The following is a 25,954-nucleotide window of genomic DNA, read 5'->3' on the forward strand; positions in this document are numbered from 1 at the left end:
CGAATGTGTTATTAAAAGGAATGTGAGCGCGGGATAAAAGTCGATTAAATTGGAATCTAATTCATTTTGCAGAATATAATAAGTAATAAATATTTTTAGTTGCATACGAAGATTTGTTCTTATATGATAGATAGTGAAAGCGTTATCAAAAACAGAGCGACGATGGGAAAGGCGGTTAAATATGTTCCAGCGTGTTCAAACAAAGGAAGAACATTTTGGGTTCGAGCAACTATGGGGAGATTTTTGTGAAGAAAGAAACTTAATGTTCGTAGAACGTAATTTAAATCCATCACGATTTTTATTAATAGAAGATGAACATCCTATTGGTACAGTAGAATGTATTAAGTATACGGTACCTGAACAATCAAATTCTGAGTTTTTCTATCCGTTTTCTAAAAATGATTTAGTAAAAGATTTGAAGAATGTGTATGAAATAGGCAAGTTAAGTATTTCGAAAACGTCTCGTGGGAGAGGACATTTCAAAAGGCTAACAGCTATTTTATTTATACATGCGTTAGAAACAAAAGCTGAATGGTACATTGCAGCAGTAACAAAAAGAATGTATATGTATTTACTTACACTCGGTTTTCCAATTGAACCGATAGATAATCCATTTCAGTTTCATGATACTTTACAAGGTGTACCAGTAAGAATTCATGCTCGAAAAGGGGTTACGCATTTGTATTCTTTAAAAGAATTTCGTGATGTGATTCAAGGGAATGCTCATGCACAGGCATTAATTGCAGAATACAGTAAAAATATTATGTTAACGAAATAAAACGAAGTGAATATGTATAATAAAGAGAATAATATTTTTATAAGATATAACTCTTCATTAAAAAAGACCCTTATTATTTTAATAAGGGTCTAAAAATTATAATCCAAATATACTAAAAATCATTTTGCGGCGCTTCGGTTTCTTTTCTCGTTCGTATGTTGGTTTTGAATCAGGAGTAATATAAATGGGTTCTTCTTTCGTTAGGGCAGCTTCTAATTTTTGAATTCGTTCTAACATTTCCTCCATTTCACGACGGTGTTGTAAAAGTTGGTACGTGACGACATCATTTGCTTTATCTTGCATTTGTTCTTCCATTCGATCGAGTCTTCTCGTCATAGTGTTTAATTGATCAGCTAATTGTTCAAAATCATTCGATGATATGTTTTGAACAATTGTATTGACTTGAGTTTTTAATTCTTCAACCTCATTTGAGGAAGTCTTTTGAGTAGGTTGAGGATTTTGAGACTGTTCTATTTGAAATAGATGGTGTTCTAACATTTGATCGACATCATCTTGTGTGAAAATAAAGTGGCCATATTTGTTTTTTTCTATCGTAAGATTTAATTGTTGCGCGATCCGGACAACAGCCTTTGGGCTAACACCTAATTTTTTTGCGATAAATGGTGTTTTATATTCCAAAATAATCCCTCCTATATATATCCTGTTGAATGATTTCGAGCTATGAAGTAAGTTCCCTTCAAGTGCGACAAAAGAAGTGTGGAATCGGCAAAGAAAGTGTTTTTTCACGAAATTGAGTTGAGAAGAATAGTTCGTTTAAATAAAAATGTTTTATCGTAACATTTAGAATAATTTGACTAGTGTAAATGAATTAGATTATCATAATGATAAATATCTTTTTTATGTATGCATATAATATATAAAAAGGTGGTTGCTAATGTAGAATTTTGTTAGAGTATTAGAATGCTTACTTCACTTGAATAAAATTAAGTAGGAGGTGGCTTCCTTGCTTACAATGTAAGTAAGGAAAAGTATTTGGACATATATAGTATAAGTATAGTGATTGTTTTAATTGCCTTAACGGCATTTTTCGTTGCAGCAGAATTTGCAATTGTTAAAGTGAGAAGTTCACGAATTGACTATTTAATTGCAGAAGGAAATAATCGTGCAACATCGGTGAAAACAGTCATTACAAACTTAGACGAATATTTATCTGCTTGTCAGCTAGGAATTACTGTTACAGCTTTAGGAATTGGGTGGTTTGGTAAACCTGCGTTAAAGCAAATGTTTGATACGCTTTTTGCAAATTGGAATATCTCTACTCAACTAGCAGACATTTTTGCTGTAATTTTAGTATTTTTGTTAATTACTTTTTTACATGTTGTAATAGGGGAATTGGCCCCAAAAACATTTGCAATTCAAAAATCTGAACAAGTAAGTTTGCTTGTTTCTAAGCCGTTAATTTTCTTTTATCGTATTGCATTCCCATTTATTTGGATATTAAATGGTTCAGCTCGAATCATTACGAAGCTGCTAGGGTTGAAACCGCCGAAGGGGCATGATGAGGTTCATTCAGAAGAAGAATTACGGTTGTTAGTTTCAGAGAGTTATAAAAATGGTGAAATTAATCAATCTGAATATAAATATGTAAATAAAATTTTTGAATTTGATGATCGGATTGCAAAAGAAATAATGGTACCTCGAACTGAAATGAATATTATAAGTAAAGAAATGCCTGCTGAAGAAGCTTTGCAAAAAATGTCTCGTGAAAAATATACAAGGTATCCAGTAGTTGATGGCGATAAAGACCACGTAATAGGTTTTGTGAATTTTAAAGATATTTTTACTGAGTTTGTACAACATAAAGCTGTTAATAAAAAGACAGTAGAGCAATATATGAGACCAATTATTTTAGTTATCGATTCTATCCCAATTCATAATTTGTTTTTAAAAATGCAAAAAGAAAGAACACATATTGCTATATTGATAGATGAATATGGTGGGACATCTGGACTTGTTACTGTTGAAGATATTCTGGAAGAAATTGTTGGAGATATTCAGGATGAGTTTGATACGGATGAGCAGCCAGAAATTCAACAAGTTAGTGAAACGAAGACGATACTAGAGGGAAAAGTACTTGTTAGTGAAGTGAATACGTTATTTGGTTTAGGGATTGATGATGATGGTGTTGATACAATTGGTGGTTGGATTTTAACGAAGAATATAGAGATTGCTGAAGAGGATTCCATTGAAATTGAAAATTATAAGTTTTGTGTGAAAGAATTAGATGGACACTATATAAAAAGATTGGAAGTTACAAAGATAGTAGAATCGATTGTTATTTTAGAAGATGAAAAACAAATTTCATTACAAGAGCAAATTAGCTCGTAAACTCTGCTAAATAGCAGAGTTTTTTTGAGCATAATGTTTTTTGAGGGATAGGGGCTATGATACAATGACATAAGTCAGACCTTTCACTAGGTGAAGTATTGTTGTATACATATATTTGGAAGGAGAAGAAGTATGAAAAAGCATTTATATATAAATGGAGATTGGAAATCTGTAAACACGTATAAACCATTATACGCACCATATTCTGAAGAAACATTAGCGGAAATTGCACAAGGAACGGAAGAAGATGTAAAAGAGGCTGTTACTTCTGCAAAAAATGCAATGATAAAAATGAATAAATTATCTGCATATGATCGTGCGACTATTTTAGAGAAAGTTGCACAAAAAATGGATGAAAGAAGAGAAGAATTTGCAGAGATTATTGCAAAAGAAGCTGCAAAACCAATACGTGCTGCAAGGGGAGAAGTAGATCGTACTGTTCAAACGTACAAATTTGCAGCTGAAGAAGCGAAGCGTATATATGGTGAGACATTGCCATTAGATGCCGCACCTGGTGCGGATGGGCGTATTGCATATACAATCCGAAAGCCGATTGGGGTTATAGGGGCTATTACACCATTTAATTTCCCGTTAAATTTAGTAGCGCATAAAGTTGGACCAGCAATTGCTGCTGGAAATACAGTTGTATTAAAGCCAGCTGATCAAACGCCATTATCATCTTATGCATTAGTTGAGTTATTTGAAGAGGCAGGATTGCCAAATGGAGCTTTAAATATCATTTCTGGCCCTGGCGCTACGGTTGGTGAGGCAATCGTCAAAAATGATTACGTTGCTGCTATTACTTTTACCGGAAGTCCAAAAGTTGGAATCGGAATAAAACAAAAGGCTGGGCTCAAACGAGTTACGTTAGAACTAGGCTCAAATGCTGCTGTTATTATTGATGAAGATGTAGAGTTAACAGATGAAATAATTGAACGTGTAAAATGGGGAGCATTTGTTAATAATGGGCAAGTTTGTATTTCCGTACAACGTGTTTTTGTACATGAAACGAAAATGCATGAATTTCTCTCGAAGCTAAAGAAAGCGATGGAATCAGTTGTTGTTGGTGATCCACTGCTTGAGGAAACGGATGTATCAGCTTTAATTTCAAAAAAAGATGTAGAGCGAATTGATATGTGGGTTCAAGAAGCAATCAAGGAAGGAGCAACTGTTTTATGCGGTGGTAAGAAGCGGGATGCAAGAATTTTTGAACCGACTGTATTAACAAATGTTCCAGATCATGTATCTGTGCAGTGCCAAGAAGTATTCGGTCCACTCATGACAGTAAATACATTTAAAGAATTTGATGAAGCGATTGAGCAAGTAAATAATTCGCGTTACGGCTTACAGGCAGGAGTATTTACAAATAATTTATTTAAAGCAATGCGTGCAATCGATGAGTTAGAGGTTGGTGGTGTCATGATTAATGATATTCCAACGTTCAGAGTAGATCATATGCCTTATGGTGGTGTGAAAGAAAGTGGCACGGGGCGCGAAGGAATTAAATATGCAATAGAAGAAATGACAGAAATGAAATTAGTATGTATTAAAAAATAAATTAGAAAAACTTAGACTTTGCGCTAAAAAAACGAGTAGGAAATGTTTACGATTCCATACTCGTTTTTTACGCTTCTAGTAACTATTTAATTAAGTGTAACTTTTACTTCATTTCTTGTTTGAAAATAGTATCTTCTACATAAATTTGTTCTTTATCTACAGCAGTAGCATGAGTTAATACTAAACCGATTGGTGTTTTTGTATCTTTATTTTGAACAATTGTAAAAGGAACATTTTTTCGTTTGCTAATTTAATGTATTTTGATAAATGTGGGTAAGCAATGCCACCATTTAGGAGGAGTTGTAATGATTGAGAAGAGCGCATGCTACCCGCCACTTCAGAGTATACATTACTTTGCATTACTTGACCGATCGTTAAAGCGATTTCTACACGCTCACGTAATGTAGTTAAATACATATTACGTTCTTCTGGTTTGTTTTGCTTTTGGCCGTAAATGCCTTCTTGGAGATAATCTTCCACATTTTTATTTACCATATTTTTCACACCTTTCATTTTCTATTGTACGCAAGAATTAAAAATGATGCAAAAAAAGTCGTGTTGACTACGGAAATAATGAAAATGTGTGAAGGAAAAAGGGTATTTGCATACAATTAGTTAAATAAGAAAGAAAAAAATAATTTTATCAACAGAAATTAACAAAATGTGACAAAAATCTATTAACGAATCATCTTTTTTGTGTTAATATTCAAAATATAAAGGGTATTCGTCGTATGGAAATGGAGGGAATGGAGGTTTTTCCAATCGATAAGGATATTAAAGAAATATTTTGTTCACACTTGAAAAACAATAGGCACCAATTCGTAGAGAACTGGAAAAACAAAATGATAATTTCCGAAAAAGATCCATTTAAACTAGAAGTAGTTCAAAATGGAGAGGATTTACTAGAGTTGATTATCGAACTTACTATGGAAGATAAAGATATAAATTATCTTCAACCGTTATGCGAGAAAATTGCTATTGAACGTGCTGGAGCAGATGCGAATATTGGAGATTTTGTTTATAACGCAAACGTGGGAAGAAATGAACTTTTCGAAGCGATGTGTGAATTAGATGTTAGCGCTCGTGAATTGAAACCAATTATGGCAAAAATACATACTTGTTTTGACAAATTAATTTATTATACTGTTTTAAAATACTCGGAAATTATATCGAAGAATTTAGAGGAAAAACAGCAATATATTAATGAAACACATAAAGAAAGGCTGACGATTTTAGGGCAAATGTCAGCTAGTTTTGTACATGAATTTCGTAATCCGCTTACTTCCATTATGGGATTTGTCAAACTATTAAAGGCAGATCATCCGAGTTTATCGTATTTAGATATTATTTCGCATGAATTAGATCAATTAAATTTTCGTATTTCGCAATTTTTACTCGTATCGAAAAAAGAAATGTGGAATGAATCGGAACGGTTTTGGCTTAATGACTTGTTTCAAGACATTATACAATTCTTATATCCGAGTTTGGTCAATGCGAATGTTGCAATTGAAAAGAATTTACCGTATCCAATTCCGCTTGTTGGTTATCGAAGTGAAGTAAGACAAGTATTTTTAAACATATTAATGAATTCAATTGATGCTCTTGAATCAATGAAAGAAGAACGAAAAATTATCATTGATGTATTTGAAGAAGATCAAGCTATTCGAATTGTGATAAAAAATAATGGACCAATGATTCCAACTGAAAATGTAGAAACGATTTTTGAACCGTTTGTAACTACTAAAAAGTTAGGAACTGGTATTGGCTTATTTGTATGTAAACAAATTGTGGAAAAACATAATGGGTCCATTATGTGTCGATCAGATAACGATTGGACAGAATTTCAAATTGCATTTCAAAAATAAACAGTCTACACCAAATGAATGGTGTAGACTGTTTTAATTTGTGAGTATAACGGCTTCTAATTTAGGATCTTTAGTTGAATAACCTACTATTGAAATTGTATAAATAACATTTGGTTCAACATTGAATTTCGGTATAGTCAATAAAACGTTTTTATTATCTGCGAGTGAAATTTCAATATCCGCTGTACCGGGGCTAACTTGCAAAAAATCTGTTATCTGTTTAAAGAGTACATTTTCAAATAAATGATCTCCATCTTTTAAATCGATATTTACAACAGGGGTATCTGGAGAGAAATGTGCAAAGCGTATTTTGGCTTGACCAGCTGGTAAATGTGTATTATCAAGTATAGGTTGTAATTGTAGGTGATTATCACTATTTATTGCAGCAAGAGTATAAGTATGATTTCCCATTATTGGTACCAATGCTGAAAAGATTGGAGTTTCATTTCCGACAGGGACAATATCTATACGGTATTTACCTTGTACTAATGATAAATAAGGGCTGAATTGCTTAAATGAAATATTTTTAATAACTTTTTGTCCGTTTACTAAAATGTCAACCGCCGGTATATTTGGATCGGCATGAAAAATTCTTATATGTGACGGTAAAGTAGCTTCTTGTGAATCCCTTGTTTCATGCGCCTGTACAAGTTTTGAAAGTGCATCGCAATATTTCATATATAATTCTATATATTTTTTAGGATCACGAAACTGATAGTAACGTGCGAGCTGTTCGTATTGCGTAACTTCTTGTCCATATTTTTCAATTTCAGATTGAGACATGAACATTCCTCCTTTGTCATCATTAAAATTATATGCGAAGCAAGAAAGCGGTTATGCGAAAAAATGATTTTATAAAGGGGAAAATTAAAAATTTACAACAAATATGTTGTCATAAAGAGGTGCTTGTGCTTACGAGTATTTCGCAGAGTAAAGCAGTACATATGATTGCACGAAAGTAAAATAAATGCCAAATTGAAAGTGCATTTCAATAACATATTGAATACATGTCCAGCAATCGCTAGAAAACTAGGGTTTTTTTAAATTATAGGCAAATACACATACAAAGTGATAATTGTCCTACATAAATTATAAAGGAAAGGTAGTTTGAATCTGAGGAAAGGGATGCCACTTCGGGATAGGGATATCCTGATAGTAATTGTGAATGAAGTTATGAAAAGGTTTTGTGTTATAGGCTGTAGGATGAATTTGTAAACTTGATTTTTCTATTTATTTTAGCAATTGACAGTATTAACCCATAAGAGAGCGTCATGACGAACTGATTAATGTGGTTAATCGGTTCTTTTTTTATAGTTTAAAAATGAAAAATTCACATATTAAATATGAATCTGAACTGATTAGAAAGGTGTAGCGTTGTCGAAATTTGTTTTAAAATATGCAATTTAAAGTAGGATAATAGGAAGGAGTTTAACGGGAGTTCCGTCGAAGTGTACAGAATGTCGGCATTTGAGGGCAGGTGGCATTATGCTATAAAAACATTTGGTGATGTAGTCATTTCATATAAAAGGGAGGGTTACTTGGGCGTATAGAAAAGGGTTGGTCTTCGTTTTGAGTTCTGAATTTTCTGTTTTATAGGTATTTTTAAGCACTCATTTGTATATTTTATAATAGTTTTTTGATAAATTCACTGCTTTTGCAGAGGATTCTTTTTTATGAAAGAAACGTCAATTTTCTTCATATATATATACAAATTGGAGAAATGGGGAGCGCTATGCGCGATTACTTAATTAAACCACTTGTTGGTCAGCCGTATCCAATGATTTCACATGGAAAAGGTGTTTATTTGTATGATCAAAATGGTAATAAATATTTTGATGGTTCGTCAGGAGCAATTACGGCAGGTATTGGGCATGGCGTAAAGGAGATTGCAGACGTTATTAAAAAGCAAGCTGAGGAGATTGCTTTTGTTTATAGATCACAGTTTACGAGTGAACCAGCTGAAAAATTAGCGAAGAAGTTAAGTGATTTAAGTGTAGGAGATTTGAACTGGAGTTTCTTTGTAAATAGTGGTACGGAAGCAAATGAAACAGCTATGAAAATTGCAATTCAGCATTTTCAAGAGCGAGGTATTCAAGGGAAACATAAAATTTTATCAAGATGGATGAGTTATCACGGTATTACGATGGGTGCGTTATCGATGTCTGGTCACCCACTACGTAGACAACGTTTCGTATCTATTTTGGAAGATTATCCAACTATACCAGCTCCATATTGTTTCAGGTGTCCTGTTCAAAAGGTATATCCAACTTGTCAGCTGGCATGTGCGACTGAATTAGAAAGATCAATTGAAAGAATTGGTGCAGAGCATATTGCTGCTTTTATTGCTGAGCCGATTATCGGAGCAGCTGGAGGCGCGGTTGTTCCGCCAAAAGACTATTATAAAGTCGTTAAAGATATTTGCAACCATTACGATATTGTATTTATTGCGGATGAAGTAATGACTGGGCTTGGTCGTACGGGAGCATGGTTTGCGATGGAGCATTGGGGTGTAGAACCTGATATTATGACACTTGGTAAAGGGTTAGGAGCGGGATATACACCGATGGCAGCGACAGTTGTAAGTGATCGTGTTATGGAACCAATATTACGTGGATCACGTTCAGTAATGAGCGGTCATACGTTAAGTGCAAATCCATTGTCTGCAGCAACGGCTTTAGCTGTTATTGAATATATGGAGAAACATAATCTCCCTGAAAAAACAGCAGAAAAGGGAGAGTATTTAATAAAAGGCTTACAGAAAGTTCAACAACAATCGACAATCATTGCTGATGTGCGAGGAAAAGGGTTGCTGATTGGAGTAGAATTGCAACCGTTTACAAAAGCGTCGGAGCTTATTTCGGTTGCAGCTAAAAATGGCCTGCTTTTATACCAAGCAGTTTCAGGGCAAGCAGGAAAAGAAGATAGTGCACTGCTTGTAGCACCGCCAATGACAACTACATATTCCGAGTTAGATGAATTACTTTCAATTTTCTCTAAAAGTGTGGAAGAGATGATGCAAAAAGGAGGGCATAGTATCGCATGACAACTATTACAAATACATTCGGTAAATTAAAAGAAATTGAGGAAGTAATTTCTTTGTTCCATGATGATATGACATTAATGTTTGGGGGATTTGGAGGGATTGGATCCCCTCCATCTTTAATACAGGCAATTTTAGAAAAAGGCGTTACAAATTTAAATTTGGTTGGAAATGACACTGGATTTCCTGATGTAGGTATCGGTCGTCTTGTTACAAATGAAAGAGTTAAATCACTAATTACTTCTCACATTGGCTCCAATCCAAATGCAGGAAGGCAACTAAACGAGGGAAGATTACAAATTGAGTTTTCTCCGCAGGGAACATTAGCAGAGCGCATTCGTGCTGGTGGCGTTGGTCTTGGTGGTGTTTTAGTTGATGTAGGTGTTGATACGATTGTGGAAGAGGGAAAACGAACAGTTGAAATGAATGGTAAGACATATTTAGTTGAAACAGCATTAACTGCTGAAGTTTCAATTGTATATGCGAAAAAGGCAGATCCGTTTGGTAACCTTGTTTTTGACAAAAGTGCACGAAATATGAATCCTCACGTAGCTATGGCTGGGGATATAACAATTGTAGAAGCAGAAGAAATAGTCCCGCTAGGAAGTTTAGATCCAGAGGAAATTGTCGTTCCAGGAGTTTTCGTAAATTATATTGTACCGTCGGAAGGAGTGAACTGGAAATGGGTATGGGCGTAGAAGTTAGGGATAAGATTGCTAGGCGAGCGGCGAAAGAAATACAAAATGGCATGATTGTAAATTTAGGTATTGGCATACCATCGCTTGTACCAAATCATTTGCCTGACGATATAAATGTTATGTTTCATGCGGAAAATGGAATCGTCGGCATGGGACCAACGCCAAGTAAAGGGAATGAAGATGAAAATTTGTGTAACGCAGCAGGCTTACCAACTTCTCTTATAACAGGAGCGAGTTATTTCGATAGCTGCACAGCGTTTGGTATGATTCGGAAAGGTTTGCTAGATATAACGATTCTTGGTTCATTACAGGTAAGTGAAAACGGTGATTTAGCTAACTGGATTGTACCTGGAAAACGTGTTCCAGGTATTGGTGGAGCAATGGATTTAGCACAAAAAGCGAAGCGGGTCGTTGTTGTGATGAATCATGTTGATAAGTACGGTAATGCAAAAATTGTTTCAGAGTGTACATTGCCATTAACCTCAAAGAAATGTGTAGATTTAATTATTACTGATATGGCGGTCATGGAGGTAACTCCGAGTGGACTTATATTACAAGAATTAATGAGCCCATACACAGTAGAAGATGTAAAACGACATACAGAAGCTGATTTTCAAATTAGTTCTAACTTACTAGTAATTGAATGAAGGGAGATGTAATATATGGAGCAATTAAAAAAGCAAGTTTGTGATTATATTGAGAGCCATGAAGAGGAAAGTGTGAAATTTTTAAAACGATTAATTCAAGAAAAGAGCGTATCTGGTGATGAAAGTGGTGCGCAGGCAATTGTGATTGAAAAATTACGTGAATTAGGTTTAGACCTCGATATATGGGAGCCTTCTTTTTCTAAAATGAAAGATCATCCTTATTTTGTATCACCCCGTACAAGTTTTTCAGATAGCCCAAATATTGTAGCAACTTTAAAAGGAAGTGGCGACGGGAAATCTATGATATTAAATGGGCATATTGATGTAGTTCCAGAAGGGGATGTGAATCAGTGGGAACATCATCCTTATAGTGGTGAGAGAATAGGAAATCGTATATATGGCCGTGGAACGACGGATATGAAAGGGGGAAATGTCGCACTCATGCTTGCGATGGAAGCGATTATTGAATCTAGCATTGAATTAAAAGGAGACATCTATTTTCAAAGTGTAATAGAAGAGGAAAGTGGCGGAGCAGGGACATTAGCAACTATATTACGAGGATATAAGGCAGATGGTGTCATTATTCCAGAGCCTACTAATATGAAGTTTTTCCCGAAACAACAAGGTTCCATGTGGTTTCGTCTACGTGTAAAAGGGAAAGCAGCACACGGTGGAACACGTTATGAAGGGGTTAGTGCAATTGAAAAAAGTATGTTTGTTATAGAACATGTAAGAAAGCTAGAGGAGAAAAGAAATAGTCGAATTACAGATCCGTTATTTAAAGGGATTCCAATTCCAATTCCAATTAACATTGGGAAAATTGAAGGAGGGAGTTGGCCAAGTTCTGTTCCAGATGAATTAATTTTAGAAGGAAGATGCGGTGTTGCGCCGAATGAGACTATAGAGGCGGCAAAAGAAGAGTTTGAGAATTGGATTGTTGAATTAAATGATGTGGACAATTGGTTTGTTGAAAATCCAGTAGAAGTAGAGTGGTTTGGAGCGAGATGGGTTCCTGGTGAATTAGAAGAGAATCATGAACTCATTACAACACTTCATCACAACTTTGTTGAAATCGAAGGGAACGAACCAATTATTGAAGCATCTCCGTGGGGGACTGATGGAGGTTTATTTACACAAATTGCAAACGTACCAACAATAGTATTTGGTCCAGGAGAGACGAAAGTAGCACACTATCCAAACGAATATATAGAAGTTGATAAAATGATAGCTGCCGCAAAAATTATTGCATGTACATTACTAGATTGGTGTGAGGTGAAAAAATGAAATACTATGAATCTTTTAGAGAACAGACGAATTGTTATACAGTAGAAGGCGTTTTAGATTATTTTAATAAGCGTATTCGGGTAGATCACTATACAGGAAATGTTGAAAGTATTATACAGACAATTGACGAACTAGCAGAGGAACATTCTTTCACTAAATGTATTATTAAAGGAAAGGGAGAGCATGTTTCAACATGGCTCTCTTTCGGTTTTTTGTTGGAAGCAACGATACCTCATTATTTTCAAGGACACGATGCATACTTTTTTGTGAAATATAATAATGATGAAAGACGAAATAGTATGCATTGGACTGAGGAAGATACTATATTAAGCGGTGTAAAAGGAAAAGAAATAAAAGAAAAAGTAGTTCCAGAGAAATTTTTGCTGAGAAAAACGACTGAAGAAGATGTAGAAGAATTAGCAACTGTATTCGGAAAAGTATTTGAAGTGTATCCGACACCTTTAAATGAAGCGAGTTATGTATTACAGACGATGAAAGAAGACGATACAATTTACTACGTATATGAATATGAGGGAAAAATTATTAGTACAGCATCTGCAGAAATGAATATAAAAGAAGGGAATGCAGAATTAACGAATTGTGCTACTTTACCTGAATATCGTAAACATGGATTTATGAAAAGTTTACTAATTAAATTAGAGGAAGAGCTTCGAGAAAGATCTATTTTCTGCTCCTATACAATTGCTCGATCGCTTTCTTTCGGAATGAATGCTGCCTTTCATCAATTAGGTTATACGTATACAGGAAGACTGGCGAATAATTGCTACATTTTCGATAAGTTGGAAGATATGAATATATGGGTGAAAGATCTATCTAGCTATTCGAAAGCAGTAAAACTTCCGCCTCAAAATTCGGCTGTAAAGCAAAACAGTTAGGTGGAGCTGGGTGTTCGAAAAAGCCGTACTAATTAAAATATAAAATTAATCAAAATTATAGAACGGAATCGTCATGCTTACAATCGCACATAGGTATGCCGAAAATTCGGCATGTAATTGCTGAATTTTCGGCAAAAGGGGGGATGACATTGCTAGCAGTTTCGACACAAGAAGTCATTGAAGCGATTTTGGGCAGTATTGATGAGGCTATACACGCTGTAGATGAAAATGGAATTACAATATTTTATAACTCTGTAGCTGCAAAACACGATGGATCCAAGATTGAAAAAGTGTTAGGGAAGCATTTGTTAGAAGTGTTCCCGTCTTTATCAAGGGAAACGAGTACATTGATGAAAGTATTAGATACAAAAAAACCTATCGTACATCAAGTACAGCATTATCAAAATTTAAATGGTGAAGATGTTTGTACAGTAAATACGACGTTACCTATTTTTATAGATGGGAATATTGCTGGAGCTGTTGAAATTGCAAAGGATTACTCTACAATTCAAAAACTTACTGACACAATTGTTGATTTACAGTCGAAAATAAAGCGGTCATCTAGAAAAAAATTGATTAAAAAGCATGCTGCATTTGAGACGATAGTGACAAATGATACGCGGTTTAAACAGACGAAAGAGTTAGCACAAAAAGTGGCACCAACAGACGCAAATGTTTTAATATATGGTGAAACAGGGACAGGAAAAGAACTGTTCGTACAAGCAATTCATGAAGCTTCTAAAAGAAAAAACAAGCCATTTATTGCACAAAACTGTGCAGCTTTACCAGAATCGTTATTAGAAAGTTTATTGTTTGGAACGACAAAAGGAAGCTATACAGGAGCGATTGAAAGAGCTGGGCTATTTGAACTTGTTGATGGTGGTACATTATTTTTAGATGAACTGAATTCGATGCCTCTTGATTTGCAGGCAAAAATGTTACGAGTGTTAGAAGATGGAGTCATTAGAAGAATTGGTGATAATAAGACGAGAAAAGTAGATGTTCGTGTTATTACCGCAATGAACCAGCCTCCAGAAATATGTTTACGAGAGAATAAAATTCGTACTGATTTATATTATCGCTTAAACGTATTTTCATTATATATCCCACCGCTTCGTGAAAGAACTGAGGATGTATTATTATTAGCATCTTATTTTTTGAAAGAATATAATAAAAGTTATAAAAAAGGTGTACTTCAAATTGATGAGGAAGCAAAAGATAGACTGCAAGCTTATCAGTGGCCTGGAAATGTCCGGGAGTTAAAACATACGATTGAGCATGCTGTTATTATTGCAGAAGGGAATACATTAACAGCCAATTGTTTACCACGTACATTTCGGAAAGAGAAGTTTTCGAAGAAAAAAGGTATAATGCCACTTAGAGAAGCACTTCATCAAACAGAAAAAGAATTAATAGATCAAGCGTTGATTGAAACGGAAGGGAATATATTACAAGCCGCAAAAATGTTAGGTATCCCTCGTCAAACGCTTCAATATAAACTGAGCAAGTACGACAAAACCGCCGAATAATCGGCGGTTTTTGTGTGTTTGCACGAATAAAAGAGCATTTACATATATAAAAAGTAATGAATATGATGTTAAGTATTGATTTCATACAACGCTTAAAAAAATTTTTTCGCTTATGTAATAGGGTTTTCCGCACATTTACTTATCAACAATGTAAAGTTGGCATAACTATTGCTTATATAAAGGATGAGCGTATAAAAAGGGGGAATAGCAATGTTACATGATGTATACAAACCAAATCGTCACTGGAAGGATATCGAATTATGGAAAGATGTTACTGAAGAGCAATGGAATGATTGGGTTTGGCAATTAACGAATACGATCAAAACGTTAGATGACTTAAGGAAAGTGATTAACTTAACACCTGAAGAAGAAGAGGGCGTTAAAATTTCAACGAAAACGATCCCGTTAAACATTACACCGTACTATGCTTGGCTAATGAATCCTGATGATCCACGCTGTCCGATTCGGATGCAATCAGTACCGATTTCGGAAGAGTTATATAAAACAAAATATGATTTAGAAGATCCGCTTCACGAAGACGAAGATTCACCAGTTACAGGGCTAACACATCGTTATCCGGACCGTGTACTATTCTTAGTAACAAATCAATGTTCTATGTATTGTCGTTACTGTACACGCCGTCGTTTTAGTGGACAAATTGGAATGGGTGTACCGAAGAAACAATTAGATGATGCGATTGCTTATATTAGTGAAACACCACAAGTACGAGATGTATTAATCTCCGGTGGTGATGGACTTCTAATTAACGATAAAATTTTAGAATATGTATTAAAAAATTTACGAGAGATTCCGCATGTTGAGATTATTCGTATCGGAACGAGAGCACCAGTAGTATTCCCGCAACGTATTACAGAAAATTTATGTAACATTATTAAAAAATACCATCCAGTATGGTTAAATACACATTTCAATACATCTATTGAAATTACTGAAGAATCGAAAAAGGCATGTGAAATGTTAGCGAATGCTGGTGTTCCAGTCGGAAACCAAGCAGTAATTTTAGCTGGTATTAACGACAGCGTTCCAATTATGAAAAAACTTATGCATGACTTAGTAAAAATCCGTGTACGTCCATACTACATTTATCAATGTGACTTATCTGAAGGTATCGGTCACTTCCGTGCACCAGTATCTAAAGGTCTTGAAATTATTGAAGGTTTACGTGGACACACATCTGGTTATGCTGTTCCGACATTTGTTGTTGATGCGCCAGGTGGAGGCGGTAAAATTGCACTTCAACCAAACTATTTAATCTCACAAAGTGCAGATAAAGTTGTACTTCGTAACTTTGAAGGTGTTATTACGACGTATCCAGAGCCAGAGAGCTATATTCCAGGAAGAGCGGAAGGATACTTTAAAGAGATTTATCCGAACTACGAAGAAAAACGTTCAGATGTTGGTATCGCAGGTCTTATGAGCGATAAGAAATTTAACCTCGTTCCAGACGACTTACAGCGTATGAACCGTCGTAAAGACTACGAAGATAATGATACTCATGCATCTTTAAAAGATAAACGTGATAAGCGCGATCAATTAAAAGATAAAAAATATCAAGCGCAAATGGCTAAATTAGAAGAAAACGACAAAAAAACTGAGGGTGATGCAGTATGAATTGTATGTGGTGTGACAGTACAGAAGCGAAAGAAAGCTTGAATACTGTATATTGGGAATTACCAGATGGTACGAAAGCCATTGAAATCCAAAAGACACCATGTATTTCTTGTTCCTCGTGCGGGATGGACTATCAATCAGACCATACAGTAAAAGAAATTGAAGATCAGTTATTTTTAATTTATACGAAAGATTTACCAAAACAACTAACATATGAAGAATTAATGGGAAGACCGCGTCTATTAAAAAGAAATTATTTCGACTTTTAACCAGCTTTTATGCTGGTTTTTTTCTTTTTTGCCTTGTATAATGTACCCAAGTTAGAAAGGTAGGGAATATTTTTGAAAAAGACATTTTACCATTATATGATGAAGCATCGTGCAGCTTTATTTAGAAATGAAATTTCAGATTTAGCAGAGGCGATGTATGATGACTTAAGTTTTCCAAAGCAATCTGAAGACTATGATGAAATTAGTTCATACCTAGAGTTGAGCGGAATGCTAGAAAGTATGTCTATATTTGATGAAGCCTGGGATTTATACATACAAGATAGATAAAAACTATTTGAAAACATACAGAATACGTTACTTTTTTAAAGTGAAGTATTCTGTATGTTTTTTATACGAAATTTGTTGAATTGAAGCTAGTCTAGTTACTAGTTTTTTTGAGTGTAACGTAAATTTTATAAGATTATATTTTTTATTGAAAAAATTTATGAATATAAGCTTCTGTGATAAGCGTTTTTATGTAGGTTGCATATACTGATATCAAAATCACGACGTCAAAAAAAGGAGAGATAGAGATGGCAAGAAAAAAACAACCTAAATACAACGTAGGGGACATAGTCGTGATTACGCTATATGGAACCGTTGGGAAAATCACAAATATGAAGGTTTTAGATGGAGTTTATGTATACGAAGTCAATAATCACGATGGGTTTTACGTAGAGCAAACATTGCAGCACGTTACAGAGCAAGATATGAAAAAGGGCGATACGGAGTGGATTGAATTAAATTATAATTTCACGTTTGGTGATCTTGTGCAAGTAACTGGATATGATAAAGATGTTTTCCGTATTGTTGGTTTTCGTACAGAAGTATGGAGATATAAGAATGACGCATGGGAAGATACAATTTATGAATTGTCACGGATTACGGATGGTGAATGGTTAGAAGCGGATGAGTCAGATTTAACGTTACTTGCCAATGCTCAAACGGCAAATGCAATTTTGAAGAAAATGAAACAAGATAAAGCAGGTATGAATAAATTAGATTTAGGAAAGTTAAAGTCAATTAACAACTCGAAAAAAGTGAGTGTTAAGACGAATCGTCAAGAAATCATTGATGGATTACTTGATATTTATAACGATTATCAATTATTGTTCGATACATTTAAAGATGAAGAATATAAAATTGTAATGGATGTTGTTCATAATTATTTAGTTAAATTGACAGAGAAAAAATAGTTAACTAGAAAGAGAGAATAAATTGAACAACAACATATGCAGTATAAGGTATGCCTACAATTATTAAAAAAATAAAAAGCCACTTTATAAGAGAGTCTGCCCATTGATCTTCATGCATGAACTCTTCTTTTGTTTGTCCTACTTCATATTGATTTTCCATTATTATTTCCCCCTTTGAATAGCTTGTACTACAATCGTATGCATCTCGTCCAAAGCTTATGACCTATAAAAAAATAAAATCTATTTTTCTAATCTCATATACATAATTTTGAGATTTTTTCATAAAACAGAAATAAAGGAGTGATGCTCATGAAGGAAATTGAAGTCGTGATTGATACGGAAGAGATTGCGGAGTTTTTTTATGAGCAACTAATTGAAAGAGGGTACGTCCCGAAACGAGAAGAAATTGAAGATCTCGCAGATATTACATTTGAGTATTTATTAGAGAAATGCATGATTGATGAAGTTTTTGATGAAGAGGATGAATGAAAGTAACGACGGGCATAACTCGTCGTTTTTTACTCTTTACAAACCTGTCACAAATATAGTCAATAATTATTGGTATAATTAAAAGGAAATTTTATTCAAGAGGTGAAGGGATGTTCAAAAAAATTATTGATTCTTTATTAGGAAAGAAAAAATATCGTTCGTATTCAAGTAGTGATTATCGTCGTAGAGGGCGCTCTTATTCAAGTAGCGATTATAAACGACGTTCATCTGGTTATGGACATCAACATTATAAAAGAAAACGTAAAAGCCGTAGCTTCTTTTCAAGTAGCTGATGAAATGGCGTCGTGTACTAGCTTTATTTGATAGACCACTGCGAAAAAATACAATTGTTGCAGAACGTTATAAAATTGAATCAGTAATTGGAATGGGCAGTTATGGGGTTACATATGTCGTTAATGATTTACAAATAAATAGATATAAAGTCTTAAAACAATTAAGACAAAGTAAACAAAGGTATGAGTCTGGTAGAAAATCATTTGAACAAGAGAAAATGATTTTACAAACATTAAATCATCATGCAATTCCTAGTCTGTATGATCATTTCATATGGGAGAAAAAGAGCTTCTTTGTGATGGAGTACATGCCTGGTAAAAATTTTGAAGATTATATTTTCATAGATGGGTATGTATATACAGAACGTGAAGTTTTTGAGATTTTATATGAAATATTAGAAATTGTATCGGTGTTTCATAGTGAAGGCATTATTCACCGAGATTTACGCATTCCAAACATATTAATGAAAGAAAATCAAATTAGTATTATTGATTTTGGATTGGCTAAATGGAAAGGTGAGGGTGATGAGAGAGCTACAACTTACGAAGGTGAACAAGCTTTGATGCGAGAAGTCCACTTTCGTAGCGACTTTTATGCACTCGGTCATTTCTCGTTATTTTTATTATATGCAGGATATGAATCTAATGAAAACCAGGAAAAACCATGGTACGAAGAATTAACTTTGGAAAATTATAATCGCGAAATGCTTATGCGAATGTTACAAATAAAAACGCCGTACTATGAGAATGTACAAGATTTAAAACAAGATGTAGCTTCTGCTTTAGAAAGGATGGAGACTCCATGTTTCAAAAGTTTTTAGCAAGCGTTGGTATTGGAAGTGCAAAGGTAGATACTGTTCTTGAAAAAGATGAGTATATTGTTGGGGAAGAAATAGTTGGAAAGGTTCATATAACTGGAGGTTCAGTTAGCCAACAAATTGAAAGCATTTACTTAACATTATCGACGTCGTATGTACGAGAAGTGGATGATAAAAAAGTAACAGCAACGTATGATTTAGAGCGAGTACGCTTAACAGAACCATTTTCTATAGAACCGAATGAAAAAGTTGAAATTCCATTTTCTTTTCCAATGCCAATTGAAGCACCACTTACACTTGGTATGAAAACGGTTTGGATTCATACAGGTCTTGATATTAAACGTAGTATAGACCCAAGTGACCGCGACTACGTTCAAGTGTTACCCAATGCATTATTAAGTAGTGTTTTAGATAGTGTAAATGAATTAGGGTTTAAAGCACGTCATATAGAATGTGAAGAATTACCGCATCGATTACGTAAGCAAATTCCATTCGCACAAGAATTCGAGTTTATTCCAGTTTCTGGAGAGTATTATGGGAAATTAGATGAATTAGAATTATTAATCTTGCCACGTGCATACGATCGACTAGAAATTATTATGGAAGTAGATAGAAAATCCCGTGGCTTAGCTGGATTATTCGCTGAGGCGCTTGATCTTGATGAGAAGGTGATTCGTTTTACCGTAACAAGAGAAGATATCCCTGAGATGAAGCAAAAAATTAATAATTATATTTTTTAATAAACTATGCATAAAAAAGAAATGGAGAGGAAAACTAAAACAACCGCTCCATTTTTTTGCATAGTGAGGTTATGTATGTGAAACGATATCGACATTTATACTTGCTAAGTTTTACGTTACTCATTTGTTTTGTCGTATTATCACTTTCGTATCATACCGCTTGTATTGAGAATTTTGACAATATAGTCGCACATTTTATTCAAAGCTTTCGAAACGATTATTTGACGACCTATTTTACTTGGGTGTCTTTTATCGGTTCTAAAAGGATATTTTTCCCATTGCTCATTATTCTTGTAATGTATTTTCTCGTTAGAAAAAAGTTGCTTAGTGCATTGCTTCTAACAATTAATTACTACGGATCTCGTTATTTAAACAGTCTGCTTAAACTATGGTACGAACGAGCAAGACCTGATGTTACGCAGCTTGTTACTGCAACTGGATATAGTTTTCCGAGCGGTCATACGATGAATGCTACTGCTTTTTTAGGATTTATTGCATACGTCACAATTACTGAAGATCGTATTTCGTTGCATAAAAAATTATTAATTATTCTTATAGCAAGCTTTGTTGTATTATCTATTTCAGTTAGCCGAATATATCTTGGCGTGCACTATCCATCTGACATATTAGCAGGATGGGCAGCTGGCGGTAGCTGGCTCGTTTTATGTGTTATATTTCATAAAACGTTCATAAAAAAAGAACCTATGTCATAATAGGTTCTTTTTTCATTGGCTCAACATGAATGTGTGCATGGTAAATTCCAAACTTTTTGCGAAGCATAGCCTCGATATTGTCAGTAATACAGTGACTTTCTCCAACATCCATACGAGCATCTACTTCAATTGTAATATCAACGTACGTTTGATTCCCGTACATACGTGCTCGAATATCTACAATGTTTTCCACACCGCCAATATGCTCAATAGCATCAGCGTATTCCTCCATTTTATCAGGATCAATTCCATCTGTTAGCATATGAGAAGATTCTACGAAAATCTCCCATGCAGTTTTACAAATAATAAGACCAACAATTAAAGCGGCAATAGGGTCTAAAATAGGCATTTGGAACTGAGAACCGACAATACCTACTACAGTACCAATACTTACGAGTGCATCTGATAAATTATCCTTTGCAGCGGCTTCTAATGATTTACTTTTTGTTCGTGCTGCAATTTTTTTCGTATACAAATACACGCAGTACATAACGACAGCAGAAAATAAAGCAACCCATGCAGCGAGTACATTAGGTGCTGCTTGCTTCGGATTTAAGAAAGATTGAATGGCACTAATAACAACTTCTAATCCGACTGTTGCCATAATGAAGGACGCAACAAGTGATGCGATTTGTTCGGCCCGCGAATGCCCATACGGATGATCTGGGTCACGAGGTTTACGAGATATTTTTAGACCAATTAATATCGCTAAAGAAGCACCGATATCCGTTAAGTTATTTAAACCGTCAGCACGTAATGCGCTAGAGAGGGTAATATAACTGATGATGATTTTCATAGAGGATAAAAATATGTAGGCCATAATGCTGACAATAGCACCTTTATCAGCTTCTTTATGAGAAAGAGTATCCATTTTAATCACTCACCTTTCTTTAAAGGAATTTCTTTCTATAAATAGAGTATCAAATGAAAGTCGTGTGGGTCTATACAAACATTGTTGACGTTTTATAGCTTTTTAAGAAGGGGATAACAAAGTTTCGTGAAGGAAAAATATGTTGAAAAGTACAAAGTCAGGGGGTAAACCGAATTGGAGTTTATTTACTAAAGAGATAGGAGGATAGATGGATGAAGAAACGAATACTTTTCTTACTATGTATTATTCTTATAATGACAAGGTATAATTCATTAAACGATGAAAAACGTCAAAAGATAATTGTGAAAACAGATGAAAACCCTCTGAAAAATATTTTCCAGAGGGCTTTCATCTTAGTATGCTTCTAAAAACTCAGTAACTTGCTCTTCAGTTTTTGCATTAGCACTATGTAAGTGGCCTAGCTTCTCACCATTTTGGTATACAAGTAAACTTGGAATACCCATTACTTGATACTCTTCAGCGATACTTGGAAACTCATCTTTATTGATAGAATACCATTCAAATTTATTGAACTCTTCCATTACATCTCCGATAAAGTTGTCCATACGTACGCAATCCGGGCACCATGTAGTAAAGAACTTAACAACTACTGGCTCCTCGCTTGCGATGATGTCTTTAAATTCTTGTTCTGTTTTAATCTCTTTCATAAGTAAAACTCCTTTCAATATCACACGAATTTATATGCAAAATTCGTATTTGCAAACAGGTTGCAAACTTATTATTTGTTTTTTAGTTTTGTAGTTCGTTCACACTCATAAAGCTATATTTTAAATTGTATGTAACATGACTACGCTACTAAGTGTGAAAATAGCGGAACCTCACTTTTCTTTATAAGCTTTTTCCAGGATTGTGTCAAACTTTTGAATTTTATACAGAAACTAAAGAAGCCCACACTTTGATAGAGTATGGGCAGAGTGACTAAAATTAATCGCTTATTAATTTCGAATAGATATTTAAATCGATAAGCTTTCCAGCTGATTTTTCGCTTTTTCTCAGAGTCCCTTCAAAAGTAAAGTTTAATTTTTCTAATACTTTTATGGAATTTACATTTGCAGGTTCAACTTTTGCTTCAACACGATATAGTTTTAGATGTGTAAAAGCATAATCTAATAAAGAGGATATTGCTTCAGGTGCATATCCTTTACCCCAAAATGTTTTTGAAATATCATAGCCAATCTCAGTCTTTGAGTTTTCAAAATCTAAGGAATTATAGCCACATGAACCGATAATGTGATTAGATTCTTTTTCAATAATAGTAAAACGTATAGCTTTATTATTTTGAGCGAGTTCGTTAAGGAATTGAATCATATCTTTTGCTTGGTTTTCATCAGTGAAATTACTTATATTCATGAATTTAGTAACATCAGGATCAGACCATATTTTAAACATACTTAATGAATCAGATGCTTTCATTTGCCTTAAGTATAATCGTTGTGTGTGTAGTTCAGTAATCAATACTTTTACCTCCGTTATGTTGTAAGAATAGGTAGATTAAAAATATTGATATCTGCGCATAATTCAGTCCCTTCTAGAGCAATTAACTTTTATTATACAAGAAAATTACTACATTGAACAAAGGCGTTAATTGGGAGGTAACGAAATGACAAACTCATCAATTGAATATTGCGTTCAGTGTGATTAAGAAAGTGGTGTATAAAGGTGGGACGAGATGAGAGTTACTTCCGAGCTAAAAAAGAGTAGATAATTTAAAAGTATTTTACATTCATTTAACCATCTACATACTAGTCAATCTGATGCTCTTTTAACTTTTTAAGTATTGAATTAGCTATTTTTTATTTTATAAAGAAATAACTCCGAAGCTCATATCCTTTCATGATAATATAAAGTAAAGAGAGAACCACCTTCCTCTAATTATTAGCATGCACTAATCAGGTTTTACGGGTAGTTAATTTTTCACCTTACGTCCTCGTATGTACTGAATTTTAAAGTGGAAGTGTTCGTTAATGCGAGATAAAAGAAAAAGAGGATATATGAATGCTTGTATTAAGTTTTATATTAATTAGTTTAGGTGTTTTTATTGTTTGTCTGACTGTAATTGATGGAATCAGAGAGACAAAGGAACATGGTTTCAGTGGATTTAAAGATTTTATCCCGCATTAACGGGCAGTAAGACCTCCACCTCAAAATTCAGCGGGAGCAAAGAAGTTAGGTGGGGGATCAACTGCCCGTAAAAGCCCGATTAGTTCAACTAATAATCAGTGGGGATAAACAAAACCCCCACTGATTAAAGTTTCACTTTATTATTATTGTGCTGGTGCATATTATAGAAATAATCAGTGATTTATGGGGATTCCGATTGCTATTCATGTTAATAGGATTGGTATGTATTGGATTTGGCGTTGCTATTTTAATAGTAGAATTGTAGTGAAAGATAAGTAAAAGGCATCTAATTAAGATGCCTTTTTATATTAATTACAAAAATTGAATAAGGTTAGAAATTATATGATTGTAATGGGAGTTAAGGGATATTATTTAAAAATTTTTATCCCGCATTAACGGGCAGTAAGACCCCCATTGATTAAAGTTTCACTTTATTAGGGATTTGCCTTAAACATTTATTACAGTCAAGAATATTTATAATAATATGAACTAAAAAAGGTCCAATTTTTGTAATGTTGGAGGGGATTATTGTGGACATAACTCAAAGCGTATCAAGAATAGTGGTTAATGGGAAAGACCTTTCTTTCACTTCAGTTCAAACCTCTGCATGGAATCATGGACCTGTAAATGATTTAATCGTTACGACGAATCAGAGAATGAATGAGCTTTATCAATTCATGTGGTCACAAGTACCGGTTACGATTTCGGTATATTTTCTTCAAGGAGCGGATTTACTGAGGTTCGTTAGGGTTGCGGGAATTAATGAGCGTGTAACAGGAGAATATGTATATCATTTTATTTGGTGATAAGAAGAATTCAAAGTAGTCTAGCAGCTACTTTTTTATTTTGTCATTTGAATATAAGCGAGCGGACTAGCTTTATAGTACCCACTGAAATAAAGAATCATAATATAATTTGTAATAAATTATACGGAAGTGAGTTGAAAATCATGTTTTATTCATATTTTAATTCTGAAGCTGGCATGCGACCAGCATATGGTACATCTATAACGTATAGTGGAGCACAAAGTACAGTCCAAGCTATTCAACAAGCATTGCAAATGCAACAACAAATGCAAATGCAGCAGCAAGGAGTACAACCATATTACTCATCCGTAGAGTATTTTTACCCAGTACATCATGTTACACCGTACGGAAGTTCTTTTCTTACTATTCCATATGGAACTGTGTACAACTTATAACTAGTAAGGAATGAAGTGGTATATATAAATAAGGGTGCAGATTAATAGCGCCCTTATGAATAATAAAAATAGCTAGTCCAAACCTTATAAATCAATCTTACATAATATATAGTAATAAGTTTGAAAGGGGAATTCGTATGTCTTGTTATTACTACTGTAAGTATTGTAAGGAGTATAAAGATAAGCATCATGATTGTTGTAAGAACACTAGTAAGTGTCATGATAACAAGGACAATCTTGTTAGAGCATCGGCATTTAGAGCTAGAAATACTGTGAATCAAAATGTTCCTGCTAATACTTTTGTGAAAGTGTTATTTCAAAATGAACAATTTGATTTAGCGAATGAGTATAATCCAGCAACATCTATTTTTATGCCGAAGACTAAAGGAGTATATTCTATTATTGGAACGATTGGTTTTTTTCCAAACGATCCAACTTTAAATTATAGAGCGCGTGTAGAAATTCGTGTGAATGGAAACGCAGCGATAGCTATAGATAATGACTTTTTTGGTCCAATAAGTTTTGGAAATGTCGTAAGTGTTTCGACGATTGTTCAATTGAATGCAGGGGATGAAGTTGAGGTTTATGCACAAAGTAGTATAGATGGGGTTTTAAGTCCTTTAGAAGATGGGGCACATTTTGAAGCAGCAAGATTTCCTTCTCCAATTAAATAAAACAGATCATTAAATGTTTTTTAGTAAGTTTAGTTAATCCCCTTACCAAATGGTGGGGGATTATTATTGTCTTTCTAAAATATATAAGTAAATAGGTAAAGTATAGTTTAATTTGTAGAGGCTTCAACCTTCTTCAGATAATGAACAAAATAATATGTAAATAAGTAACAAGCTTGTGAAAGCTCAGTGTTAGTAAGTTTACTAGTTTTCTTATAGAACAAGAAAGACGGAATACATAAAATATCGTATTATTACGTTTTTTCTTTACTATAT

28 protein-coding genes and 2 pseudogenes are annotated in these 25,954 nt (G+C 34.2%); 23 read left to right on the top strand and 7 right to left on the bottom strand.

Going from position 1 to position 25,954, the window contains the following annotated elements:
- Positions 1–181 precede the first annotated feature (181 nt).
- The gene (locus JFU02_RS30705) at positions 182–778 is read left to right on the top strand and encodes a hypothetical protein (protein WP_000487795.1); all 597 of its coding nucleotides are present in this window, start codon (positions 182–184) and stop codon (positions 776–778) included.
- Between the two features lie 96 nt (positions 779–874).
- Here the strand turns inward: JFU02_RS30705 and racA are convergent, their stop codons facing one another.
- A complete protein-coding gene (gene racA, locus JFU02_RS30710; RefSeq protein WP_000456014.1) occupies positions 875–1,417 on the bottom strand; it encodes a chromosome-anchoring protein RacA in 543 nt (180 codons plus the stop codon).
- 354 nt (positions 1,418–1,771) lie between these two features.
- Between racA and JFU02_RS30715 the strand changes: the two genes are divergently transcribed.
- Positions 1,772–3,127, top strand: a complete 1,356-nt coding sequence (locus JFU02_RS30715; protein WP_000356248.1) for a hemolysin family protein — start codon at positions 1,772–1,774, stop codon at positions 3,125–3,127.
- Between the two features lie 132 nt (positions 3,128–3,259).
- Entirely contained in the window at positions 3,260–4,684 is a 1,425-nt protein-coding gene (locus tag JFU02_RS30720; protein ID WP_061665987.1) for an aldehyde dehydrogenase family protein, read from the top strand.
- A 103-nt stretch (positions 4,685–4,787) separates the two neighbouring features.
- Here the strand turns inward: JFU02_RS30720 and JFU02_RS30725 are convergent.
- A pseudogene (locus JFU02_RS30725) lies at positions 4,788–5,179 on the bottom strand (YueI family protein).
- Positions 5,180–5,415: 236 nt separating this feature from the next.
- Here JFU02_RS30725 and JFU02_RS30730 point away from each other — a divergent pair.
- Positions 5,416–6,549 carry a BA2291 family sporulation histidine kinase gene (locus JFU02_RS30730; protein ID WP_346656162.1) on the top strand — a complete coding sequence of 378 codons (1,134 nt, stop codon included), beginning with the start codon at positions 5,416–5,418 and terminating at the stop codon, positions 6,547–6,549.
- A gap of 33 nt (positions 6,550–6,582) precedes the next feature.
- Here the strand turns inward: JFU02_RS30730 and JFU02_RS30735 are convergent, their stop codons facing one another.
- Positions 6,583–7,332: a DUF4397 domain-containing protein gene (locus JFU02_RS30735; protein WP_086406103.1), complete on the bottom strand. Its 750-nt coding sequence runs from the start codon at positions 7,330–7,332 to the stop codon at positions 6,583–6,585.
- Between the two features lie 949 nt (positions 7,333–8,281).
- Here JFU02_RS30735 and JFU02_RS30740 point away from each other — a divergent pair.
- From JFU02_RS30740 to JFU02_RS30785, 10 genes are all read left to right on the top strand, one after another.
- Positions 8,282–9,592: an aspartate aminotransferase family protein gene (locus tag JFU02_RS30740; RefSeq protein ID WP_001205885.1), complete on the top strand. Its 1,311-nt coding sequence runs from the start codon at positions 8,282–8,284 to the stop codon at positions 9,590–9,592.
- The gene (gene atoD, locus JFU02_RS30745; protein ID WP_000208110.1) at positions 9,589–10,287 is read left to right on the top strand and encodes an acetate CoA-transferase subunit alpha; all 699 of its coding nucleotides are present in this window, start codon (positions 9,589–9,591) and stop codon (positions 10,285–10,287) included. Before JFU02_RS30740 ends, atoD begins: the two co-directional genes overlap by 4 nt.
- Entirely contained in the window at positions 10,272–10,934 is a 663-nt protein-coding gene (locus JFU02_RS30750; RefSeq protein WP_000525278.1) for a CoA transferase subunit B, read from the top strand. The genes atoD and JFU02_RS30750 overlap by 16 nt, the downstream gene beginning before the upstream one ends.
- Before the next feature lie 15 nt (positions 10,935–10,949).
- The gene (locus JFU02_RS30755) at positions 10,950–12,218 is read left to right on the top strand and encodes a peptidase (RefSeq protein WP_000436693.1); all 1,269 of its coding nucleotides are present in this window, start codon (positions 10,950–10,952) and stop codon (positions 12,216–12,218) included.
- Complete coding sequence (gene ablB, locus JFU02_RS30760) at positions 12,215–13,114, top strand: putative beta-lysine N-acetyltransferase (protein ID WP_000878590.1); 900 nt, start codon at positions 12,215–12,217, stop codon at positions 13,112–13,114. Before JFU02_RS30755 ends, ablB begins: the two co-directional genes overlap by 4 nt.
- A 143-nt stretch (positions 13,115–13,257) precedes the next feature.
- Positions 13,258–14,643, top strand: a complete 1,386-nt coding sequence (gene rocR / locus JFU02_RS30765) for an arginine utilization transcriptional regulator RocR (protein ID WP_086406105.1) — start codon at positions 13,258–13,260, stop codon at positions 14,641–14,643.
- A gap of 210 nt (positions 14,644–14,853) precedes the next feature.
- On the top strand, positions 14,854–16,275 hold the full coding sequence (kamA, locus tag JFU02_RS30770; protein WP_201072094.1) for a lysine 2,3-aminomutase: 1,422 nt from the start codon (positions 14,854–14,856) through the stop codon (positions 16,273–16,275).
- Positions 16,272–16,544, top strand: coding sequence for a YokU family protein (locus JFU02_RS30775; RefSeq protein WP_000995766.1), 273 nt, complete (start codon positions 16,272–16,274; stop codon positions 16,542–16,544). The genes kamA and JFU02_RS30775 overlap by 4 nt, the downstream gene beginning before the upstream one ends.
- 72 nt (positions 16,545–16,616) lie before the next feature.
- Positions 16,617–16,832 carry a YozE family protein gene (locus tag JFU02_RS30780; protein ID WP_000750717.1) on the top strand — a complete coding sequence of 72 codons (216 nt, stop codon included), beginning with the start codon at positions 16,617–16,619 and terminating at the stop codon, positions 16,830–16,832.
- A gap of 245 nt (positions 16,833–17,077) precedes the next feature.
- On the top strand, positions 17,078–17,740 hold the full coding sequence (locus JFU02_RS30785) for a hypothetical protein (protein WP_000101499.1): 663 nt from the start codon (positions 17,078–17,080) through the stop codon (positions 17,738–17,740).
- A gap of 4 nt (positions 17,741–17,744) precedes the next feature.
- On the opposite strand, the gene JFU02_RS30790 is transcribed toward JFU02_RS30785, so the two are convergent.
- The gene (locus JFU02_RS30790; protein ID WP_000431485.1) at positions 17,745–17,900 is read right to left on the bottom strand and encodes a DUF3930 family protein; all 156 of its coding nucleotides are present in this window, start codon (positions 17,898–17,900) and stop codon (positions 17,745–17,747) included.
- Positions 17,901–18,049: 149 nt separating this feature from the next.
- Here JFU02_RS30790 and JFU02_RS30795 point away from each other — a divergent pair, with 149 nt between their 5' ends.
- From JFU02_RS30795 to JFU02_RS30815, 5 genes are all read left to right on the top strand, one after another.
- The gene (locus tag JFU02_RS30795) at positions 18,050–18,229 is read left to right on the top strand and encodes a YozD family protein (RefSeq protein ID WP_000658451.1); all 180 of its coding nucleotides are present in this window, start codon (positions 18,050–18,052) and stop codon (positions 18,227–18,229) included.
- 110 nt (positions 18,230–18,339) lie between these two features.
- A complete protein-coding gene (locus JFU02_RS30800) occupies positions 18,340–18,522 on the top strand; it encodes a hypothetical protein (protein ID WP_000473371.1) in 183 nt (60 codons plus the stop codon).
- Positions 18,522–19,343 carry a serine/threonine protein kinase gene (locus JFU02_RS30805; protein ID WP_061665990.1) on the top strand — a complete coding sequence of 274 codons (822 nt, stop codon included), beginning with the start codon at positions 18,522–18,524 and terminating at the stop codon, positions 19,341–19,343. The genes JFU02_RS30800 and JFU02_RS30805 overlap by 1 nt, the downstream gene beginning before the upstream one ends.
- On the top strand, positions 19,325–20,080 hold the full coding sequence (locus tag JFU02_RS30810) for a sporulation protein (RefSeq protein ID WP_000486616.1): 756 nt from the start codon (positions 19,325–19,327) through the stop codon (positions 20,078–20,080). The genes JFU02_RS30805 and JFU02_RS30810 overlap by 19 nt, the downstream gene beginning before the upstream one ends.
- 77 nt (positions 20,081–20,157) lie before the next feature.
- Positions 20,158–20,793 (top strand): phosphatase PAP2 family protein, encoded by a 636-nt coding sequence (locus tag JFU02_RS30815; protein ID WP_002082842.1) that lies wholly within the window; start codon positions 20,158–20,160, stop codon positions 20,791–20,793.
- On the opposite strand, the gene JFU02_RS30820 is transcribed toward JFU02_RS30815, so the two are convergent.
- From JFU02_RS30820 to JFU02_RS30830, 3 genes are all read right to left on the bottom strand, one after another.
- Positions 20,783–21,664, bottom strand: a complete 882-nt coding sequence (locus JFU02_RS30820) for a cation diffusion facilitator family transporter (protein WP_000380385.1) — start codon at positions 21,662–21,664, stop codon at positions 20,783–20,785. The two genes, JFU02_RS30815 and JFU02_RS30820, sit on opposite strands and share 11 nt — an antisense overlap.
- Before the next feature lie 353 nt (positions 21,665–22,017).
- On the bottom strand, positions 22,018–22,332 hold the full coding sequence (locus JFU02_RS30825; RefSeq protein ID WP_000658787.1) for a thioredoxin family protein: 315 nt from the start codon (positions 22,330–22,332) through the stop codon (positions 22,018–22,020).
- Positions 22,333–22,609: 277 nt separating this feature from the next.
- A complete protein-coding gene (locus tag JFU02_RS30830) occupies positions 22,610–23,140 on the bottom strand; it encodes a GNAT family N-acetyltransferase (RefSeq protein ID WP_000627267.1) in 531 nt (176 codons plus the stop codon).
- A gap of 204 nt (positions 23,141–23,344) precedes the next feature.
- Here JFU02_RS30830 and JFU02_RS30835 point away from each other — a divergent pair.
- From JFU02_RS30835 to JFU02_RS30850, 4 genes and pseudogenes are all read left to right on the top strand, one after another.
- Positions 23,345–23,448: pseudogene (locus tag JFU02_RS30835) on the top strand (2TM domain-containing protein); the annotation flags it as partial.
- Between the two features lie 888 nt (positions 23,449–24,336).
- Entirely contained in the window at positions 24,337–24,612 is a 276-nt protein-coding gene (locus tag JFU02_RS30840) for a hypothetical protein (RefSeq protein ID WP_140337723.1), read from the top strand.
- Between the two features lie 143 nt (positions 24,613–24,755).
- Positions 24,756–25,007, top strand: coding sequence for a DUF3947 family protein (locus tag JFU02_RS30845; protein ID WP_086406107.1), 252 nt, complete (start codon positions 24,756–24,758; stop codon positions 25,005–25,007).
- 137 nt (positions 25,008–25,144) lie between these two features.
- Positions 25,145–25,681, top strand: a complete 537-nt coding sequence (locus JFU02_RS30850; protein WP_042972451.1) for a C1q-like domain-containing protein — start codon at positions 25,145–25,147, stop codon at positions 25,679–25,681.
- Positions 25,682–25,954 lie beyond the last annotated feature (273 nt).

Source organism: Bacillus sp. TH13, assembly GCF_016651175.1.
In the GTDB taxonomy this organism is placed as follows: domain Bacteria; phylum Bacillota; class Bacilli; order Bacillales; family Bacillaceae_G; genus Bacillus_A; species Bacillus_A thuringiensis_S.

Coding starts and splice junctions, on each gene's coding strand:
- JFU02_RS30705 (WP_000487795.1), top strand. CDS start 182: ATGTTCCAGCGTGTTCAAACAAAGGAAGAACATTTTGGGTTCGAGCAA.
- JFU02_RS30805 (WP_061665990.1), top strand. CDS start 18,522: ATGAAATGGCGTCGTGTACTAGCTTTATTTGATAGACCACTGCGAAAA.
- JFU02_RS30740 (WP_001205885.1), top strand. CDS start 8,282: ATGCGCGATTACTTAATTAAACCACTTGTTGGTCAGCCGTATCCAATG.
- JFU02_RS30785 (WP_000101499.1), top strand. CDS start 17,078: ATGGCAAGAAAAAAACAACCTAAATACAACGTAGGGGACATAGTCGTG.
- JFU02_RS30735 (WP_086406103.1), bottom strand. CDS start 7,332: ATGTCTCAATCTGAAATTGAAAAATATGGACAAGAAGTTACGCAATAC.
- JFU02_RS30790 (WP_000431485.1), bottom strand. CDS start 17,900: ATGGAAAATCAATATGAAGTAGGACAAACAAAAGAAGAGTTCATGCAT.
- JFU02_RS30775 (WP_000995766.1), top strand. CDS start 16,272: ATGAATTGTATGTGGTGTGACAGTACAGAAGCGAAAGAAAGCTTGAAT.
- kamA (WP_201072094.1), top strand. CDS start 14,854: ATGTTACATGATGTATACAAACCAAATCGTCACTGGAAGGATATCGAA.
- JFU02_RS30750 (WP_000525278.1), top strand. CDS start 10,272: ATGGGTATGGGCGTAGAAGTTAGGGATAAGATTGCTAGGCGAGCGGCG.
- JFU02_RS30825 (WP_000658787.1), bottom strand. CDS start 22,332: ATGAAAGAGATTAAAACAGAACAAGAATTTAAAGACATCATCGCAAGC.
- JFU02_RS30795 (WP_000658451.1), top strand. CDS start 18,050: ATGAAGGAAATTGAAGTCGTGATTGATACGGAAGAGATTGCGGAGTTT.
- JFU02_RS30850 (WP_042972451.1), top strand. CDS start 25,145: ATGTCTTGTTATTACTACTGTAAGTATTGTAAGGAGTATAAAGATAAG.
- atoD (WP_000208110.1), top strand. CDS start 9,589: ATGACAACTATTACAAATACATTCGGTAAATTAAAAGAAATTGAGGAA.
- rocR (WP_086406105.1), top strand. CDS start 13,258: ATGACATTGCTAGCAGTTTCGACACAAGAAGTCATTGAAGCGATTTTG.
- ablB (WP_000878590.1), top strand. CDS start 12,215: ATGAAATACTATGAATCTTTTAGAGAACAGACGAATTGTTATACAGTA.
- JFU02_RS30810 (WP_000486616.1), top strand. CDS start 19,325: ATGTTTCAAAAGTTTTTAGCAAGCGTTGGTATTGGAAGTGCAAAGGTA.
- JFU02_RS30730 (WP_346656162.1), top strand. CDS start 5,416: ATGGAAATGGAGGGAATGGAGGTTTTTCCAATCGATAAGGATATTAAA.
- JFU02_RS30800 (WP_000473371.1), top strand. CDS start 18,340: ATGTTCAAAAAAATTATTGATTCTTTATTAGGAAAGAAAAAATATCGT.
- JFU02_RS30720 (WP_061665987.1), top strand. CDS start 3,260: ATGAAAAAGCATTTATATATAAATGGAGATTGGAAATCTGTAAACACG.
- JFU02_RS30755 (WP_000436693.1), top strand. CDS start 10,950: ATGGAGCAATTAAAAAAGCAAGTTTGTGATTATATTGAGAGCCATGAA.
- JFU02_RS30820 (WP_000380385.1), bottom strand. CDS start 21,664: ATGGATACTCTTTCTCATAAAGAAGCTGATAAAGGTGCTATTGTCAGC.
- JFU02_RS30845 (WP_086406107.1), top strand. CDS start 24,756: ATGTTTTATTCATATTTTAATTCTGAAGCTGGCATGCGACCAGCATAT.